Here is a 17,624-nt window from a genome sequence, read left to right as displayed (position 1 = left end):
GGAAAGGTTCCGGTCATGTCCATCTTCGCGCGCTCCCGCAACCGCTCCGATTCCGATGTCGAACTGCCGTTGTGGGTCAGCGGTGACCTCAACGCGTTCTTCGGTCTCGGCTTCAACGTCCTGGTGAACGTACTGGTGCTCTCCGGGTTGTGCCTGGGCGTCGCGAAGATCTCTTCGGGCGACGTGTACGGCGTGATCCTGCCGGCCCTGGGCATCCAGCTGCTGATCGGCAACGTCTACTACACCTGGCTCGGCAGACGCCTGGCCTACAAGGAGCGCCGCACCGACGTCACCGCCATGCCCTACGGGCCCAGTGTGCCGCACATGTTCATCGTGACGTTCGTGATCATGCTGCCGGTGTACCTGAGCACGAATGACCCGATCAAGGCGTGGCAAGCGGGCCTCGCGTGGTCGTTCATCATCGGATTGATCGTGCTGGCCGGTGCGTTCGTCGGCCCCTACATCCGGCGGTTCACGCCGCAGGCGGCGATGCTGGGCACGCTCGCCGGCATCTCCATCGCCTTCATCTCGATGCGTCCGGCCGGCCAGATGTGGGCGGCCGCGTGGATCGCGCTGCCGGTGTTCGCGTTGCTGCTCATCGGTTTCTTCGCCGGCGTCAAGCTGCCGTTCGGCATCCCGATCGGCCTGGCCGCCCTGGTGGCGGGCACCGCCATCGGCTGGATCGGCGGCTACATGCACCCCGCGGACGTGTCCGCGGCCGCCCGGGACATCGTGACCGGCCTGCCGTCGTTCCAGTTCGACCTGTTGTGGCACGGCCTGTCCGAGATCGGCCCGCTGCTGGCCACCGCCATCCCGTTGGGCATCTACAACTTCACCGAGGGTATGACCAATGTGGAGAGTGCCGCTGCCGCGGGCGACAACTTCAACCTGCGCAGCGTGCTGCTGGCCGACGGCATCGGCGCGATCGTCGGCTCGGCGCTCGGCTCGCCGTTCCCGCCTGCTGTCTACATCGGACACCCAGGCTGGAAGGAGGTCGGCGGCCGCACGGCGTACTCGATGCTGACCGGCGTCGTCATCGCGCTGATGTGCTTCGGCGGCCTGTTCGGCCTGCTCAGCGCGCTGCTGCCGGTGCCGGCGATCGTGCCGATCCTGCTGTACATCGGCCTGCTGATCGGCGCGCAGGCCTTCCGGGTCGTCCCGCGGCCGCACGCGGTCGCGGTGGTCATGGCCATCATCCCCAACGTCGCGGCGTGGGCGACCGGCCAGATGGACAACGTGCTGTCGGCGGCGGGCACCAGCGCGGCCGAGGTCGGTGAACCCGCCCTGGAGAGCGCGGGCGTCGTCTACCAGGGCCTGCACCTGCTCGGCGACGGCGCCATCCTGGCCGGACTGGTCCTCGGCGCGATCACCGCGTTCCTCATCGACAAGCAGTTCTGGTGGGCCGCCGGCTACGCGGCGGCCGGCGCGGTGCTGTCGTTCGTCGGGTTGATCCACGCCCCGCAGATCGGCTGGAACGCGGGTGGCGGTCAGGTCGCGCTGGGCTATCTGTTCTTCGCCGTGGTCTGTGCGGTGTTCGCCCTGCTCCACCGCGATTCGACGTCCGACGCCGAGCCGCGACCAGCCGCCACGGACATGATCGACGCATCCGCCTCATGAATTCCACCGACCGGGTCGCCGAGCTCGGGACCACCGGGCCCGTTGTCGACGACCCAGCCGTGCACGCCGAGGTGTCGGCGGCCTTCGCACGCTACGAAGCCGCACTGGTGGCCGGCGACCACGCCGTGCTGAACGAGTCGTTCTGGGCCAGCCCGGCCACCGTCCGGTTCGGCATCGCCGACCACCAGCAGGGCATCGACGAACTGCGCGCGTGGCGTGCCACGCAGGGACCACTCGACGGCCGGGAAACCCACGACACCCGGATCACCACCTTCGGCGCCGACACCGCCGTGGTGACCACCCTGTTCCGCTACCCCGGCCGGCCGGTCGTGGGCCGGCAGAGCCAAACGTGGGTACGGATGCCCGCCGGCTGGCGAATCGTCAGTGCCCACGTCTCGGAGATCGGCCAGTAGGTACGTCCGCGGCGACGGTCCATGCGCGGGGTCAGTTCTTCGGCACGCGTGGCCGGAGGAGGTTTTCCAGGTTCGCTCGCGCGACCTGCTTGAAGAACTCTCCGCGGTAGGTGGCGTCACCTGAGTCGTGCATCGTGTCGGTCATCGAGACCGCGGCCGCCTGTCGTTCCCAGGTGTGGGTCAGGCAGGTGTCCGAGTAGCTCTCCAGCAGGTTCCCATCGTTTTTCTCGAACTGGTGAATGATCCCTTGGGCGAGTTTTTCGGCGTCGTGCAGTGCGAGGCTCATTCCCTCCGCACTCATCGGGGAAATCAAGTGCGCCGCGTCGCCGAGGAGGTAGAGCCTGCCGTACCTCATCGGGCTGAACACCACACCGCGCAGCGGCACGACCTGTTTGGTGCCGATCGGCCCCCTCGGCACAGGTTCGCCGAACCGCGTGCCGAGCTCGCTCCAGACGCGTTCGTCCGGCCAGTCCTCGACGGTGTCGGTGACCGGGCACTGCAGGTAGACACGGCTCGCGTTCGGTCCGCGGGTGATCTGGGCGGCGAAGCCGCGGGAATGCACCGCCATCACGGCCGGCGGATCGGCGGGCACCTCCGTCATGACGGTCAGCCAGGCGTAGCCGAACTCGTGGGTGTGGCAGGTGAGGAAGCCGTCGGGGATGGCCGTCCTGGTGACGCCCTGGTGGCCGTCGCTACCGGCGACGAAGTCGCAGCCGATCACCGTGGTCGAGCCGGCGGTGTCCCGGTAGCGGACCCGGGGATGCCCGGTGCCGAGACCGTCCAGTGCGATGTCCTTGGCCTCGAAACGGAGGTCGCCACCGTCACGCAGGAATATCCTGATCAGGTTCCGGACCAGGATCTGCTGCGGGAGGAAGGCACCCTCGGCGTCCTCGTAGTCCATTTTCCATTCGCGCTCTTCACCGTCGACGATCAGCGGTATCGACTCGTCGGAGGAATCGTGACCGGGCCCTTCGACGGCCTCTCCCACGCCCCATTCGTGCAGCATGCGCACGCCGCGGGCGTCGAGCGACCCGGCCCGTTGCCGGTTCTCGACGTACTGGCGGCTGTGCTTTTCCAAGATGACGCACCGGATTCCGCTGCGCTGCAGGAAGGTGCCGAGCGCGAGCCCGGCGACCCCGCCGCCCACGACGACCGCGGTGGTGTTTTCTTCTGTTGGAGTCATGATCGCCACTGTGGCCGGGCCGGTGATTGCCGTCCACCGATATCCGGACGGGCAATAACGAAAACCCGCCAACATTCCTATTCGCCGCGGTCGCGCAGGCCGGCCTGGTAGCGCCCGGGGGTTTGCCCGACGACGGCGGTGAACGCTTCGATGAAGGTCGAGGGGTTCGACCACCCGCAGGTGATCGCGGTGTCGGTGACGGAGTCGCCGTCGGTGAGCCGGATGAGGGCGTGGTGGATGCGCAGGATGGTGCGCCAGCGGTGGAAGCTCATGCCGAGATCGGTGTGGAACAGGCGGCTGAGGGTGCGTTCGCTCGTCCCGGCGGCCCGCCCCAGTTCGGCCAGGGTCGTGTTCCGGCCGGGATCGGCGTGCAGGAGATCGGTCGCGGCGCGCAGCCGGTCGTCGCGCGGCTCGGGCAGGTGGAAGGACTGCTCGGGAATCTCGCCGAGTTCGTCGAGCACGACCGCGCGCAGCCGCCGGTCGGCGTCGGCGGATTTCGTCCGGTCGCCGGTCAGCGCCAGAATGCCCTCGCGCAGCAGGGGCGACACCGCGAACACGCAGGGGTGCTCGACCAGGTTCCCGCACTCGTCGGCGGGGACGGCGAGGATGCGGGCGTCGGTCCGGCCGTAGAAGCGGTGCGAGTGCTCGAAACCCGGCGGCGTCCAGGTGATCCGATCGGCGGGCGCGATCCAGGTGCCGTACTCGGTCGTGGTGGCGAAGGCCCCGGCTGCCGCGTACACCAGCTGCCCGTCGCGGTGGGAGTGGCTTGCGAGGTGATAGCCGTGCGGGAGCCAGCCCGCGCCTTGCGGCGTCCGCTCTTCCGGCGGTGCGGAAGATTGGCGGGTTTTCTGCATCGGAGGCCAGCTTACCGGTGGTACGGCACCTTCGGTAACGGACATGCCGCTGCTACTTTTCCGGTGGCCGGGTTCCGCCGCGTCGGTCAGCGCCGCAGACCATCGCCCTGCCATCCGCCGTGGGCCGGTAGCGTTTGCCCGGTCCGGCCGGATCTCCTCCAAAATCGCCGAGCTCCAGCTCGTTGGCCAAGAGGGTTCGGACGTGCCGGCCATCCCGCCACGACACACGCTCATGCCGAGGAGTGGACGTAGTAAGGCGTGCGCCATGACCCCGCCGCCGACGGGTGCACACCTGGCTTCGGCCGGGCTCGGCTGAGTCTGACCACCGAGTACTGACGACACGCCGTTCGAGCCGCCGACCACAGGGCCGCGTTGCGTCGCGACATCGGCTGCGAGTCGGGTTTTCGTCAGGTCCGGCAGCGGCCGGCCGGGAAGACGGTCTGGGCCGAGATCGGCCCCACTGTCCATCCTTCCGGATAAGAACGCCTGTTTGACCGGCAGGGTGTCCGGGGTACCTCCGCGCTCGAAGCGAGCCGCCACCCGCTCAGGGGTGGCGGGTCCCCCGGAAAAGGAGTTCCCCCACCGTGATCGTCCTCGGCGTCATCCTGATCATCATCGGCTTCCTCATCGGCATCCCGGTGCTGTACACGATCGGCACCGTGCTCGCCGTCGCGGGCGTCGTCCTCGCGATCCTCGGCGGGACCGGCCGTAAGATCGGCGGCCGCGCGCACTGGTACTGAGCCCGGAACGGGCCGGAAGCCCTCGCTTCCGGCCCTTTCCGTGCGCGAACCGGCTCGGCGGCCACCACGGTCGCCAGCACGCGATCTCGCTCCAGGTAGGTGCTACGCAGCGTCTGCGCAGGTCTTCGATTCAGCGAGTAAGTGCAAGGGGACTTTCTTCTGCCGGCTTGGTCATCCAGGGTCGAGATACCCCTGGTACTCGTGGCATTCGGGGTTGAGCTTGCCCGCAGCAACGGCCCGCTGCCCGCAGCCTGGCCCGTTGGAAGCACTCGACCGTTTCGTAGTGGATCGCGGAGGAGCGCTTGCTACCGATGTCGTCGGCGCAGATGACGTCGATGGCCAGCTTCCAACGCCTGCGCCCGTTGACTCGGTGAGGCCTCAGGCGTCATCGTTACGTGCCCCCGTGCAGAGTCTGGCCGGACCCGGTCCTGCCGCCCAGTCTTGAGTAGCCGCAGAGCGTGCACCTCGGCAAGCGGCGCTCGGCAGCACAACGCAGGGACCGGCCGCGACTGACACAGCTCGTCAATGCGGGGTTCCGGCCGCACGGCACCGCCCGACTCAATGCTGCTCGACTGGCTCCAAGCTCGGGGCCGCGCGCCATCCGCACTTTTGTTCGTAACGAACGCTGGCGGGTCCTCTCACCAATTTCACTGGGGTAAACTCCCTGTTACAACTGCGCTGAACAGCACACAGTTGCCAGCGACGATGGTCAAGCGCATCATTTCACTAGGCGATTCTCTATCGCGCAGGTCAGAGCCATGATCGACCCTCACTGGCAGTGAGGGTTCGAGTCCCCTTGGCTCCACATCGCAACGAACCCCTTCGTTTCAGTCTTCCAGGCTGGTCGGAGGGGTTTTCTGCGTTCCGGCTCGGATCTTCGGTGATCGGCTTACGGCGTGATCTTGTGCTCCTGCTGGGGCAAAACTGGAGCACTGCCCCACCCCCGTTCCGACGCTGAGACGGTCTCTCGATCGTCCGCGGATCGAGATCCAGCGACCGGAACCGCCGCCTTGGCCACTCAGCCACCGTGACCGCGCTGCCGGCCGGATCGATCCACACCCGCCGACGCTGATCCACCTCCAACCCGGCGGCATAGACCCCAGCATCACGCCGCGAGCCAAATCCGGAGACCGAACGAACACCACTACCCAACCGTGGAGTTCCCCGGCGCAAATATCTCCAGCGTCCGCCCTCAACGACGATGCAGGCGCCGACCGGCATCCCAGATGCGCAGATCGCGACGACCGGTCTGTACAACACTCTCGTGCCGATGAGGGTGTGTTGCTGCCGTGGCCAGCAAATTGTCGCTCTCTACGGGGCTGGCTGAAGGGTTTCTGCGCCTTCCGCTATCGGTCCAGGAACGCGAGCAGAGGGTCGAGTGAATGAAGGAAACGCATGTGCTCCGGGCCGTGTCCCACGGTGAATCGCACGTGATGCTGGAGTCCCGGGGTGTCGCCCATGTCGCGGACGCGGAAGCCGCGGGTGCTCAGCTCGGTCGTCAGCTTCTTGGCGGTGAACTCGCTCTCGCACGGCACGTGCAGGAAATTGCCGCCGGATGGTGGTGCGTGGACAGCGCGACCGGCCAGCCATTCACGCGTCGTTTCGCGAGTTCCCGCGATGTCCGCCCATACCTGCTCGAACGCCCGGTGGCGGCCGGGGGTGGCGCACAACGCCTGGAGCATGAGCGTGTTGACGTGGGATTCCTGGCCGAAGGCACGCAAGAATCGAATGATGGCGCCGTCGGCGAGCGCAGTGGCGAGTCTGCCCCCGGCCAAACCGAAGCTTTTGGACCAGCTGAACAGGACGAGGCAGTTCGGCCCGGCCAGTTGTGCCAGCCGACGGTAGTCGCCAGAAAATCCCGCGTAGCAGCCATCGATGACCAGCAAGTGGCCGCGAGCCCGACACGAGGCCGCCAGCGCGGTCAGCTCGGCCCATGCCGGTAGGTGGCCGTCCGGGCCGTTTGGCCACGACACCGCGACGATCGAGGACACGGACGCTTCAGCCGCGACCCGCATCTCGTTGAGCCATCGCCTGGCGGGGTCCGAAGGCTTGCGGACCCGCGTCACCCGCCACCCGCCGGCCAACGCCGCCGCCGTGGTCCAAGCTTCGTAGTTCGGGTCTTGCAGCACGAGCCTGCCGCCGTAGAGCTCGCGAGCCGCCGAAACCAGCAATCTGATGACTGAGTCGGAGCCGGGGGCGAGCAGGATCTCGTCTTCCTCCCGCCCGAACAGCTTGGCTGCGGAATCCAATGCTCGGTCCTGCACCGGGTACCGGGTCAGCGTCCCCGGCCGGAAGTCCGCGACCAGACCGGCGACCAGGTCTCCGACAGCAGGGTGAATCAGCTCGTTCGAGCTGAAGTTGGCCCGCGGGTCGTACGTGCGCCGCGGTCGGACGACGGGGTCGGGCCAGCGTGGTCCCGGACTCGTCATGGTGCTCCCCCTGGCAGGGTCAGCCGGAGCGCCGCCCGGCGTGCGACCTGTTCATCGATCCCGAGCAGTGCGTGCCGGGCGACCGCGTCGGCCGCCAGCCTGTCGATCTCCGCCAACGTCCGGACGGGTACGGACGGAGGGAGGACCAGCCGACGCAACACCGCAACGGGGGGTTCGCCACGCGTCGACGCGTACTGGTCGACCCACTCCCCGGCAGCCGTGAAGAACCGCGCGGTCAAGGCGAAATCGCGAACTATCCACCGCGGAGCCACACCGAGCACCCGGAGCACGACCATCACCACCAGCCCGGTCCGGTCCTTGCCGAGCCTGCAGGTGACCACGACCGGCGAGGGATCGTCTGCCAGGATGCTCATGACCTCGCCCGCAACCTCGAACGCCCGGGGCAGGAGCCGTCGGTAGTGCGCGACGAAGTAGGCCGCGTCACGAGTGGCGCCTCCTCTTCCGCGATGCACCGGATCGCTCATCGTCAGCCGGCGCACCAGGATGCCCTGGTGGTCGGGTTCGTCGACCACCTCTCCGTCGCCGCGCAGATCGACCAGCCGGACCCGCCCGTGACGGGCGGCCAGGACCCTGGCGACCGGCGGAATCGCGGACGTGCCGGAACCGCACCGGATCAATGCGTCGAACGCGGTGCGACGGCCGTCCCGCAGCGGCAGTCCGCCGAGATCGCGCGTGTTGATCACCCCGGCGCCCGTCCAGCAGCGGCTTCGCACGTCCACTCAACGACCCCGGGGCGAGCCCACGGCGGACAGGCGCTTCTTGATCCCGGTGAGCAGCGTCTCCGCCCGCAGGGAAAGCAAGCTGAACGAACCCGCGTCGCCGAGGCCGTGACTGCTCTCACACAGACCGTTGAGGAACAACGGCCCCACTCCGGACGCCTCGTCGGCGGGCTGGACGAAGTAGTCCCGGTCCACCTGCAGCGTGCCCCGCGCGTCCGTGGCGAAGTCGCCCGCCAGCCCGTCGAGCACCGGAGGGTGCGGCTCCTGATCGACCGCCGGGCCGAGGTCGCGGAATCCGGTGGCCAGCACCACGGCGTCCACCACGACCACCTCCTGGTCGCCTCGGTGCCGTTCGCGCAGGGACAGTTCCACCTGGCTCCCGACCATCCTGGCTGCGGTCACCTCCCGATTACGGTAGGTGAACAGCCGCCTCGTACCGTCGATCTGGTCCTCGTAGCGGCGAAGGTAGAGCGCGTCGATCACGTCGCCGTCGACAGCCGAGTAGTTGGTTCCACGCAGCTGCGAGTCCAGATCCCGCTTGCTCTCCGCCGAAGCGTCGAAGTAGTAGTCGGTGAACTCGGGGAGGAACGCTTCCTCGGAAAACGGGCTGGTGTCCTTCAGTCGCGGGCCGAAGCCCCGCATGATGCTGAGAATCGCACCTCGCGGGAAACCGGAGTGCAAGTCGAGGGTGATCTCGACGGCGCTCTGGCTCGCGCCGATCACTGCGACTCTCGGTGCCTCCTCGCGCTCACGCAGTTCGGCCACTCTCCAGCGGTATTCGTTGCTGTGGAAGATATTCGTACCGAGAAGAGGAGTGAACAACTCCGGGATGTACGGTGTGCGCCCCGTTCCGACGACCAGCGAATGCCCGCGGTAGCTCTGCCCCGACCGGGTTTCCACCACGTAGTGCCGGTCCGGCCCCGGCGCCCGGGTCACCCGCACCACCTCGCGCTCGTACTCGACGACGTCACCGAGTTGCTCGCCGGCCCAGCGGACGTACTGCGCGTAGTCACGACGAAGGGGGAAGTGCGCCGGAACGTTGAGGAACGCCAACAGCCTCCCCTGCTCGTGCAGGAAGTTGACGAAGGTGAACCGGCTTCTCGGATTGCGGAGCGTGGCCAGATCCCGGATCGGGTTGTTCTGGATGTCGGAGCCCCTCAGGAGCATCCCGGGCTGCCAGCTCACTTGCGGACGCGCTTCGAGAAACCGCATGCGAAGTTCCGGTGCTTCCTCGGCGGCGGCCGCGGCGAGCGCGATGTTCGCCGGACCGAACCCGATGCCGACGACGTCGTGGATTTCCTCCTGGCCGCCCATCACCGGGTCCGTCCGAACGCCAGTGCCGCGGGAACGCGCTCGGTCGACGGTGTGCGGTAGCCGTCACCGCCGAAGATCAGCTCCAGATAGTCGGCGGGCGTGTGACCGCGGAGGGTGATCTCTGACGGCGTCACGAAGGTTTGCCGGTTGAAGGCGCTCAGCTCTCGCTCTGTCATGTCACCGTGCATCTGCTCGTAGGGCGTGTACAGCGTCGGCCGGACTCTGGCGCCGGCCGCGCGGATGATCTCCATCGTGCGCCGGGTTCCGACCGGAGTCGTCCCCGGCAAGCCGACGATCACGAAGCAGTTCAGCTCGATCCTGTGCGTCCGGCACCAGCCGACGACCTCTTCGAAGCGCGCCCGGGCCAGCTGCTTGACTCGGGGAAGTTCCCCGGCGGCGGCCTCCTCGAACGTTTCGACGCCCACGCTGATCCGCACACACCCGGCCGCGGCCATGTCCGCGATCATTCCTTCGCTCAGGTGGTGGAGGGTGGTCGCGCACTTCCAGGCATAAGGCCGTGGTTCCGCGCGGAGCGCCCCGCACAGCTCGGCCACCCACTTTTTGTCCAGCGTGAACGTCGGCGCGTAGAAAGCCACGTACTCGAAGGGGTGGGCGGCGAAGGCGTCTCGGATGTAGCTCACCGTCGCTTCGACCCCCAGCCGTCGTTCGCCGCGGCCCTGCATCGACGGCACGTCGCAGAAGGAACAGCCCACCGGGCAACCGCGAGCGACCGGCACCACCAGTTCGCGCCGTTCGGGAATGCCGCAGAACTTGTTCTGGTCGCGGCGATAAAGACTTTCATAGGCCGCATAGGGGATCTCGGACACGTCCGGCAGAACCCACTCGCCGACGGCGAGCCAGCGACCCGGCCCGCTCGGGTCCAGCCAGTCCCCGCCTTGGCGCACGTACACCCCCGGTAACCCTCTTCCCACGCGTTCGCCCGCTTCCGCCCACCGCAGCGCTTCGGCCACGCCCGCTTCGTAGTCGCCACCGGCCACGATCGCGTCGAGGTCGAGCGTCCGGAAGAACCCGGGGTTCTGATAGCCGAGCCTGCCGACTGTCACCAGGGTGGCCTCCGGGCACAACGCCCGGCAGTAGTCCGCGGCCCGGCGCACCCCTTCCACGACGTCGAACTCGTTGACGATCACCACCGCGTCGAACCGGCCCGAGAACACGAAGTCGGCGAACTCCTTCCACGAGAAGTTCAACGCACCCGCGTCGAGTGCCGCCACCTCGTGCCCTTGTCCGCGCAAGTAGGCGGCGATCGTGAAGGTGGGCAGGTGGTGGCCGGCGTTGAAGTAACTCGGCACATGCGGTGGCCAGGTGACGAGTACTCGCATCCACTGCTCCTTTTCGACTGGTTGTCACACCTGCCGGGCCGGCACGGCCCAGCCTTCGATCAGGTCCGCGACTTCCGCGGTACCGACCGTCCGAGCTTCGATCTCCCGGCGCCGCAGCGCCTTGCGCACGTTCTCGGCCCGGTCCCTCCCCCGGCTCGGCGTCACCGCCAGCACCAATCCGGCGTCCGGGTTGGTGCGGGCCGCGTCGACGACCGGCCATCGGCCGCGGAACCGGAAAAGGAGAACCAGCCACAACAAGGCACCCAGATCACGGGTCGCCTTCACTCGTGTACCCCTCGCGGCTTCGGCCGCCACGGCGGTCGGCAGACCGCCGAGATCACCGCGCCGGATCCGCCACGCCCGCGCGACCACCCGGTACAGACACCGGAACGTGCCGGTGTCGACGACCACCACCACTTCCGCGCGCGCCGCCCGGATGGGGATAGTGGGCAGGTAGTTGCCCTCGATGATCCACCGGTCGTTCGAGACGATGGTTTCCTGCCGCCGTTTCCACCACACTGGGTCCGGTCGGGTCCAGCCTGGCCCCCAGTGCTCGTCGTCGAGCCGGTGGAGCGGCAGCCCGGTCCGGCGTGCCAGCACGGTCGCCAGCGTCGACTTGCCCGAACCGGGGCAGCCAAGCACCAAGATCCGCGACACCGTTGCGCCGAAACCGTTCATCGCCGGCCGTGCACCAGCAACGAAGTGCGGTCGACTGGGGGCGCCCCGCGCACCCTGCTCACCTGGTGCCAGGAGTTGTCGGCACGGGCCAGCAGGGCGGAAGCTCCGAGTTCGGGGACGACCCGGCCGGCGACCGAGGCCGGATCGTCGCCCTCCAAGATCTCCAAGCAGCCACCCCATTCGGCTCGCCACCCCCTGGTGAAGTAGAAGATGTGGCTGAACAGCTTGTCCGCACGATCGGTGTGCGGGCTGAGCCAGTCGCCGCCGGCGTGGCGGACCAGCCGGATCTCGAGTCCGGACGCGACCGGCTGCCGCAGCAGCGCCGCCACGTCCCGCAGGTAGGTCCCCTCGGTGAGGTCGGCGATCAACCGGCGCCACACCTCCGTCAGATCGGACGGCACCGAATGTTCCCGGGTGACCAGGGGGCGGCTGAAATTGCGATAAGTCTTGTCCCTGTTCGCACCAGTCACGTCCATTCGAGTGAATTCTCCGGACGGGAATTCCGCCGCCAGACGCTCGGCGACCTCGGCCCCGAACAACTCTCCAGGAGCGGTTTCGAGCCAAACATAAGGTTCACACCTTGGCTCTCGGCGCGCCCAATCAGGATTCAATACAGACATTGCAGGCCCCTTGGTACGCGACTCTTCACTCGGCGCGCAACGGCACACACCGGACACACCGGACACGGCGATTCGCGAACTCAGCACCGCGGCACGCGAATCGCCCACTTCACTCACCGTGAACAGGCACGATGCGACCCAGTGTCGCCGCGGCACAATGCCAGACCTTCGAAGCCGGTGCGTAATCAGCGCGCGTCTATGACGTCGAATCAATCTGGACTGCCGCTGAACGCTGCCCCACCTTAGCGAGCGCCCTCCCAGCGCGATCCGTAGTACAGCACGGCGCAAATGAGGGCGTCAACCCCTTGATCCACCTCATTGGTTCGTGTACTGCTTGAGAAGCAAGCCTTCGGGGAGGGGGGCCAAATTGTGTGCCTTGCGTAGCGTGCTCACAGCAAATCAAGCCGACACCGTATTGACCGTCAATGGCGGGCGCCGGATCGCCGGCGCGGTGGCGACACAGGGCTTCAAGCATTCACTGGTGACCGTGGTCGCCGCCGCGCTCGCGGGGCAAGCACCGGTCTCGGTGGCGAACTGCCCGGACGTCTCGGAAACGCAGGTGCTTGCCGGGCTGGTGAACGCGCTCGGCGGTCGTGCGCACCTGTACGGCCGCACCCTCGTCGTCGACGGCAGCGGTGTCGCCACCGCGGCGCTGGACCCGGACCTCGCGAGCCGGATCCACGGCAGCGTCTACCTCGTCCCGGCGCTGCTAGGACGTTTCGGAGCCGGCTGGATCCCCAACGCGGGCGGCTGCCGGATCGGCAACGATCCCGGTGGCGGCAGGCCGGTCGAGCAGTACGCCGACGTGTTCCGCCGGTTCGGCGCGATGGTCGAGCCCAGCCCGATCGGCGGTCTCGATGTCACCGCCGATCGGCTGACCGGCTGCCGAATCGACCTGCTGGACTACACCGCCGATCGCCGCTTGCGCAGTGGTCCGCTGTACTCCGGCGCCACCAAGACGGCGCTGTTGACCGCCGCGGTAGCGCACGGCACAACGGTCTTGCGGCACCCGTACCCCAAACCGGACGTGACCGACCTGGTCGATGTGCTGCGCGGGCTCGGCGCGGACATCGACGTGGCCTCGCCGGAGCAGATCGTGGTGCACGGCCGCGGCCCCGACGTCCTCCGGACCCCGCTGTCGCACACCTTGGTGCCGGACCTGATCGAGGTCGTCACGTGGATCTGCGCCGGCGCGGTGCTCGGCAGCGCTCCGCTGCGGGTCACCGGACGCGGCATGGCACGCGCCACGCGGGCACTCGCCCCGGAGTTCGCGGCGTTCGAGCAGCTGGGCCTGCGCATCGACCTCCAGGCGGACGCGGTTGTCGCCCACCCGGCCGAGGGGCTGAAGCCGATCGACCTCGTCGTCGGCTCGCACGGTGTGTTCAGCGACAGCCAGCCGTTCCTGGCACTGCTCGCGGCACACGCCACGGGCCGCTCGACCGTCACCGACACGGTGTGGGCCAACCGGTTCGGCTACCTCGACGGGCTACGGACACTGGGTGTCGACGCCCAGCTGAACCGGCGGTCGCTACGGCTGACCGGACCCTGGACGCCGAGTGCCGCCGAGCGGGCGATCCACGCCACAGACCTGCGGGCCGCGGCCGTGCTCCTGCTGGCGGCGCTCGCAACACCCGGGACCACCAGGGTCTCCGGCACGGATCATCTCGTGCGGGGCTACGCCGACCTGCCCGGCCGTTTGCGAGCGCTCGGTGCCGACGTAGCCGCCGAACCTGCCAAGCCCGTCGAGGAAGGAAATTAGCCCATGCTCGACACGGCCGTGCTCAAACACCATCCCGCCGACTTCCTGGTTCGGGAGAACCTCGTCACCGCGCTCGTCGACCACGCCGACGCAAGCCACCACTACCTGCTGTTGCGCAAGTCCGGCTACACCACTATGGAAGCCGTCCGGCTCATCGCCGACCGCCTCGGGCTGCCGGCCACGGACATCACGTACGGCGGCCTGAAGGACGAAGACGGCGTCACCGAGCAGCTCGTCGCGTTGCCCGTGGGAACGTTGACGGGCCAGGACATCGAGCCGTCGATCTCCACCGATGAGGGGGAGCTGAGCCTGCAGCACTACGGCTACGGCGCGGACCCGTTGCGCATCGGCGGGCTGGAGGGCAACGGGTTCCGGGTGGTGGTGCGCAACCTACCCGAAGGGACCGCAGCGGAGCTGGCCGATCGACGGAAGATCAACCTGTTGTTTCTCAACTACTACGACACCCAGCGGTTCGGCGTCCCCGGCGGCCCCAAACGGACGCACTTCGTCGGCGCGGCTCTGCTCGAAGGCGACTACAGCACCGCGCTCCGGGAGCTTGCGGAGCTGCGGGCTCCGGAAAGCGCTTCCGCACGGGCGTGGACCGGCGAGGCCACCGCCTACTTCCACCACGAACTCGATCCGCGCACTGTGGCGTTCTACCTCGCAGCACACTCGTCTTCTTTGTGGAACAAGACCTTGCAGAACCTCGTCGAAAGCACCTGCTCCGGTTGGATCCGGGTCGAGCAGGAGGGGTTGCCCTACCTGTATCCGACCGGACGCGGCTCCGGTGCCGCGGTCATGGCCGTGGCCCCCGATCTTCCCTACCGGCGCTACACCTTCGAGAACGGCGTGCCGATCGGGACAGCTTCAACCAGGCCTACCGTGGTTCAGACCGTGGTGGCGGTATCCGGCCTCGAAGCCGACCCGTTCCACCCCGGCCGGTTCGCTATCACCGCGCGCTTCTTCCTGCCCTCCGGCTGCTACGCGACGGCCGCCATACGCCAGCTCCTGGCGCACCGGGACTGAACCCGCACGCTTCCACCCGTCCGTCGGCCCACCGGTCGTGAAGGGATAACCAAGCATGCTCGACACCGACCGCGGATTCGCTCACAGCACGGATCCGTTCACCATCCATCTAGCCGAAAACGTGCTCTCTCCTGACTCGGTGGCCAAGCTCGAAGACTCCGCGCCCACCGAAGGGTTCGAACGCATCGAGGTGCTCGACCCCGAGCACGAGAAGCAGTACGCGATGAACCTGCTCTACCTGCAGAAGGACAGCGAGCTGTGCCCGGCTGCCGCCACGGTACCCGCCCCGTGGGCCGAGTTGATCACCTCGTTGCGGTCGCCGGAATTCGTGACCTGGCTCGAGGCGGGGACCGGCCTCGAGCTGCGGGCGCTCCCGACCGACATCGGCGTGTACACCCACTTCGACGGTGACTACATTTCCGTGCACAAGGACAAGCCAGACAAAGCGCTCACCGCCATCCTCTACCTGAACCGGAATTGGCCCGAGGAACTGGGCGGTCTTTACGAGGTACGCGCCTCCGAAGATCCAGCCGTCCCCCCGGTGCGCAGCATCGCCCCCCGCGGCGGGCAGCTGCTCGCTTTCCCGCCAACGGCCACTTCCTGGCACGCGGTGTCCGAGGTGCGCACGGGCGGCACGCAGACCCGGCTGACTGTACAACTGGAATTCTGGCTCGACAACCGCGGGAGGCGGCACTAGTGCTCGCTGTCGACCGGGTTCCTTCGGTGCGGACCGAACTTCCGGGCCCGCGCAGTCGGCGGTTGCTGGACCGCCAGCAAGAGCGCGAGTCCGCCGCTCGTTCCTATCCTCGGCGCCTCCCGATCGCACTGAAGCGCGGATCCGGCTGTTTCGTCGAAGATGAGGACGGGAACGTCTTCATCGACTTCTTGAGCGGCGCCGGCGTACTCGCACTCGGCCACAGTCATCCCGAACTCGTCGCAGCCGTGCAGCAGCAGGTCGCCGTATTGGCGCACGGCTTGGACTTCCCCACCGCGGTCAAGGACGACTTCACCGGCAAGTTGCTGGATGTCATGCCGACGTCGATGCGCCAGGACCTGAGGCTGCACTTCTGCGGGCCGTCCGGTGCCAACGCGGTCGAGGCCGCGATCAAACTGTGCAAGAAGGCCACCGGACGTGGTGAGGTCGTCGCGTTCCAAGGCGGCTTCCACGGGATGACGCATGGCGCCATCGCCGCCTCGTCGGAAGGCGCCTTACGCACGAACCTGGCCGATGTCATGCCCGGCGTCCACTTCCTGCCCTTCGGCTACTGCCATCGCTGCCCGATTGGCTTGACGCCGTCGACCTGCGAGACGAACTGCGCGACCTACGTCGAGCGCGCGCTCTCCGGTTCGCACACGGGCATCGGCAAACCCGCCGCGGTGCTGCTCGAGCTCGTGCAGGGCGAAGGCGGCAATGTGGTGGCACCCCGTGCGTTCGTCCGCCGGGTCCGCGAGGTCAGCGCGCGGCTGCAAATCCCCCTCATCGTCGACGAAGTGCAGACCGGGTGCGGCCGCACCGGCCGGTGGTTCGCCTTCGAGCACTACGACATCGAGCCGGACGTCGTGGTGCTGTCGAAAATGCTGTCCGGCGTCGGCATGCCCGCGGCGGTGATCGCCTACCACCGGCGGCTCGACACTTGGCGGCCGGGTTCGCACACCGGCACCTTTCGCGGCAACCAGCTCGCTTTCGCGGCCGGCGCAGCGTTCCTCGAGCTCGTGGAGCGGGACGGGGTGCTCGGCAACGTGCGGGACCGGGGCAGGCAAGCCCTCGAGTCGCTGGCATCCGTCCGGCGCGCGCACTCCGGCCTCATCTCCGACGTGCGGGGGCTCGGGTTGATGATCGGGGTGGAGTTCAGCCGCCCCGACGGCGAGCCGTGGGCGGAAGCGGCGGCGTTGGTGCAGCGGAACGCGTTGCGGCGCGGGCTCATCTTGGAGATCGGCGGGCACGGCGACGGCGTGGTCCGCATGCTGCCGCCGTTGATCGTCGACGAATTCATCATGGCGAACGCTATGGCCCTGTTCGGTGAAGCTGTCGATGCCGCCGCGAAGGAGCTTCGATGACCTCGATCGCCGTGGACCTGTCCCGGGTCTACCGCCACCGGCTCGTGCTCGTTTCACCGCCGAGGACCGGCTCGACACCGGTGGCCAGGCTCCTTTGGCAGCACCCGGCGATCGGTTTCCACTGCCACGAGCCGTACGAAGCCCGCTACTGGGGCGGTCAGGGCGCCGAGTCGGTGGCGACGTGCCTGCGAAACCCGATGTCGATCGCCGGGGGACAGCGTGTGCCGCTGCGCCAGGTCCCCGGTGGGAGCGGCCTGCTGGTCAAAGAGATGAGCTTCCAGCTCAACGAAGACCAGTTCGCCGAGCTTGCTGCGGTGGCCACCGCACCGATCGTCTTCGTGCTCCGCGACCCGCGGAAGTCGACGGTGTCGCGACTGCGAATCGTGCGCGAGCTCTACGACGGCGACCGGTTCCCGGCGTTCGAGAGTGGCTGGCCGTCGCTGGCCACCCAAGTCACGTGGTGCCGGAGGAACGACGTGCGCTACGTGCTGATCGACTCCGACGACCTGCGTGCGGCCCCGGCGGGAACGTCGGCCGCGCTGCTCTCGGCGCTCGGTCTGGCGGAGTCCGGGCCGGTACACGTCTGGGAACCCCGTCCGGGGCTGCAGCTGGTCTCGCCGGAGGTCGGCACGTTGATGAGCGCCGCTCGCACGGCGGACGACCCCTTCTATCGCCGGGTTCTCGCCAGCCGGGGCATCGAGCCCCCGGATCACCCGGAGCCGGAGGTCGAGGACGTCTTGATCGAGAAAGCCGGAATGGCCGACGACGTCGCAGCCTGGGCGAAGCTGCACGCCAGCCTGCGCCAGGACCCCAACTTGCTGGTCGCCGGAGGTGCGACATGACGGCGACAGAC

Annotated in this window: 16 protein-coding genes; 8 read left to right on the top strand and 8 right to left on the bottom strand. The window is 68.0% G+C overall.

What is annotated here, in order from left to right; genetic code table 11:
• Positions 1 to 15 precede the first annotated feature (15 nt).
• Positions 16 to 1,617 (top strand): regulator, encoded by a 1,602-nt coding sequence (locus H5965_RS38570; RefSeq protein WP_310975988.1) that lies wholly within the window; start codon positions 16 to 18, stop codon positions 1,615 to 1,617.
• Positions 1,614 to 2,030 carry an oxalurate catabolism protein HpxZ gene (hpxZ, locus tag H5965_RS38565; protein WP_310975987.1) on the top strand — a complete coding sequence of 139 codons (417 nt, stop codon included), beginning with the start codon at positions 1,614 to 1,616 and terminating at the stop codon, positions 2,028 to 2,030. Before H5965_RS38570 ends, hpxZ begins: the two co-directional genes overlap by 4 nt.
• Before the next feature lie 31 nt (positions 2,031 to 2,061).
• Here hpxZ and H5965_RS38560 read toward each other — a convergent pair whose 3' ends face one another.
• Positions 2,062 to 3,213 carry a 4-hydroxybenzoate 3-monooxygenase gene (locus tag H5965_RS38560; protein ID WP_310976050.1) on the bottom strand — a complete coding sequence of 384 codons (1,152 nt, stop codon included), beginning with the start codon at positions 3,211 to 3,213 and terminating at the stop codon, positions 2,062 to 2,064.
• 77 nt (positions 3,214 to 3,290) lie between these two features.
• Positions 3,291 to 4,067 (bottom strand): helix-turn-helix transcriptional regulator, encoded by a 777-nt coding sequence (locus H5965_RS38555; protein ID WP_310975986.1) that lies wholly within the window; start codon positions 4,065 to 4,067, stop codon positions 3,291 to 3,293.
• A gap of 584 nt (positions 4,068 to 4,651) precedes the next feature.
• Here H5965_RS38555 and H5965_RS38550 point away from each other — a divergent pair.
• Positions 4,652 to 4,807, top strand: coding sequence for a hypothetical protein (locus H5965_RS38550; RefSeq protein ID WP_310975985.1), 156 nt, complete (start codon positions 4,652 to 4,654; stop codon positions 4,805 to 4,807).
• Positions 4,808 to 6,153: 1,346 nt separating this feature from the next.
• On the opposite strand, the gene H5965_RS38545 is transcribed toward H5965_RS38550, so the two are convergent.
• The 6 genes from H5965_RS38545 to H5965_RS38520 are packed head-to-tail and all read right to left on the bottom strand — an operon-like array spanning position 6,154 to position 11,709.
• Entirely contained in the window at positions 6,154 to 7,236 is a 1,083-nt protein-coding gene (locus H5965_RS38545) for an aminotransferase class I/II-fold pyridoxal phosphate-dependent enzyme (RefSeq protein ID WP_310975984.1), read from the bottom strand.
• On the bottom strand, positions 7,233 to 7,976 hold the full coding sequence (locus tag H5965_RS38540; protein WP_310975983.1) for a tyrosine-protein phosphatase: 744 nt from the start codon (positions 7,974 to 7,976) through the stop codon (positions 7,233 to 7,235). Before H5965_RS38540 ends, H5965_RS38545 begins: the two co-directional genes overlap by 4 nt.
• On the bottom strand, positions 7,977 to 9,290 hold the full coding sequence (locus H5965_RS38535; RefSeq protein ID WP_310975982.1) for a SidA/IucD/PvdA family monooxygenase: 1,314 nt from the start codon (positions 9,288 to 9,290) through the stop codon (positions 7,977 to 7,979).
• Complete coding sequence (locus H5965_RS38530; RefSeq protein ID WP_310975981.1) at positions 9,290 to 10,630, bottom strand: radical SAM protein; 1,341 nt, start codon at positions 10,628 to 10,630, stop codon at positions 9,290 to 9,292. Before H5965_RS38530 ends, H5965_RS38535 begins: the two co-directional genes overlap by 1 nt.
• 24 nt (positions 10,631 to 10,654) lie before the next feature.
• Positions 10,655 to 11,308 (bottom strand): hypothetical protein, encoded by a 654-nt coding sequence (locus H5965_RS38525; RefSeq protein ID WP_310975980.1) that lies wholly within the window; start codon positions 11,306 to 11,308, stop codon positions 10,655 to 10,657.
• Entirely contained in the window at positions 11,305 to 11,709 is a 405-nt protein-coding gene (locus tag H5965_RS38520; RefSeq protein ID WP_310975979.1) for a 2OG-Fe(II) oxygenase family protein, read from the bottom strand. Before H5965_RS38520 ends, H5965_RS38525 begins: the two co-directional genes overlap by 4 nt.
• A 544-nt stretch (positions 11,710 to 12,253) precedes the next feature.
• On the opposite strand from H5965_RS38520, the gene H5965_RS38515 reads away from it, so the two are divergent.
• The 5 genes from H5965_RS38515 (at position 12,254) to H5965_RS38495 (ending at position 17,613) form a co-directional block, all read left to right on the top strand.
• Positions 12,254 to 13,687: a hypothetical protein gene (locus H5965_RS38515; protein WP_310975978.1), complete on the top strand. Its 1,434-nt coding sequence runs from the start codon at positions 12,254 to 12,256 to the stop codon at positions 13,685 to 13,687.
• Positions 13,688 to 13,690: 3 nt separating this feature from the next.
• A complete protein-coding gene (truD, locus tag H5965_RS38510) occupies positions 13,691 to 14,713 on the top strand; it encodes a tRNA pseudouridine(13) synthase TruD (protein WP_310975977.1) in 1,023 nt (340 codons plus the stop codon).
• A gap of 55 nt (positions 14,714 to 14,768) precedes the next feature.
• A complete protein-coding gene (locus H5965_RS38505; protein WP_310975976.1) occupies positions 14,769 to 15,410 on the top strand; it encodes a 2OG-Fe(II) oxygenase in 642 nt (213 codons plus the stop codon).
• 62 nt (positions 15,411 to 15,472) lie between these two features.
• Positions 15,473 to 16,771 (top strand): diaminobutyrate--2-oxoglutarate transaminase family protein, encoded by a 1,299-nt coding sequence (locus tag H5965_RS38500; protein WP_310975975.1) that lies wholly within the window; start codon positions 15,473 to 15,475, stop codon positions 16,769 to 16,771.
• Positions 16,768 to 17,613 (top strand): hypothetical protein, encoded by an 846-nt coding sequence (locus H5965_RS38495; RefSeq protein ID WP_310975974.1) that lies wholly within the window; start codon positions 16,768 to 16,770, stop codon positions 17,611 to 17,613. Before H5965_RS38500 ends, H5965_RS38495 begins: the two co-directional genes overlap by 4 nt.
• The last annotated feature ends 11 nt before the right edge of the window (positions 17,614 to 17,624 follow it).

Origin of the sequence: Amycolatopsis sp. 505 (assembly GCF_031625235.1) — a bacterium.
GTDB lineage: Bacteria > Actinomycetota > Actinomycetes > Mycobacteriales > Pseudonocardiaceae > Amycolatopsis.
Note: the sequence above shows the minus strand (reverse complement) of the source record. Positions and strands in the feature narration are given on the sequence as shown.

What these genes read in the sequence shown, in the direction of transcription:
- H5965_RS38495 (WP_310975974.1), top strand. Translation starts at nt 16,768, where the DNA reads ATGACCTCGATCGCCGTGGACCTGTCCCGGGTCTACCGCCACCGGCTC.
- H5965_RS38560 (WP_310976050.1), bottom strand. Translation starts at nt 3,213, where the DNA reads ATGACTCCAACAGAAGAAAACACCACCGCGGTCGTCGTGGGCGGCGGG.
- hpxZ (WP_310975987.1), top strand. Translation starts at nt 1,614, where the DNA reads ATGAATTCCACCGACCGGGTCGCCGAGCTCGGGACCACCGGGCCCGTT.
- H5965_RS38535 (WP_310975982.1), bottom strand. Translation starts at nt 9,290, where the DNA reads ATGGGCGGCCAGGAGGAAATCCACGACGTCGTCGGCATCGGGTTCGGT.
- truD (WP_310975977.1), top strand. Translation starts at nt 13,691, where the DNA reads ATGCTCGACACGGCCGTGCTCAAACACCATCCCGCCGACTTCCTGGTT.
- H5965_RS38555 (WP_310975986.1), bottom strand. Translation starts at nt 4,067, where the DNA reads ATGCAGAAAACCCGCCAATCTTCCGCACCGCCGGAAGAGCGGACGCCG.
- H5965_RS38530 (WP_310975981.1), bottom strand. Translation starts at nt 10,630, where the DNA reads ATGCGAGTACTCGTCACCTGGCCACCGCATGTGCCGAGTTACTTCAAC.
- H5965_RS38545 (WP_310975984.1), bottom strand. Translation starts at nt 7,236, where the DNA reads ATGACGAGTCCGGGACCACGCTGGCCCGACCCCGTCGTCCGACCGCGG.
- H5965_RS38570 (WP_310975988.1), top strand. Translation starts at nt 16, where the DNA reads ATGTCCATCTTCGCGCGCTCCCGCAACCGCTCCGATTCCGATGTCGAA.
- H5965_RS38505 (WP_310975976.1), top strand. Translation starts at nt 14,769, where the DNA reads ATGCTCGACACCGACCGCGGATTCGCTCACAGCACGGATCCGTTCACC.
- H5965_RS38525 (WP_310975980.1), bottom strand. Translation starts at nt 11,308, where the DNA reads ATGAACGGTTTCGGCGCAACGGTGTCGCGGATCTTGGTGCTTGGCTGC.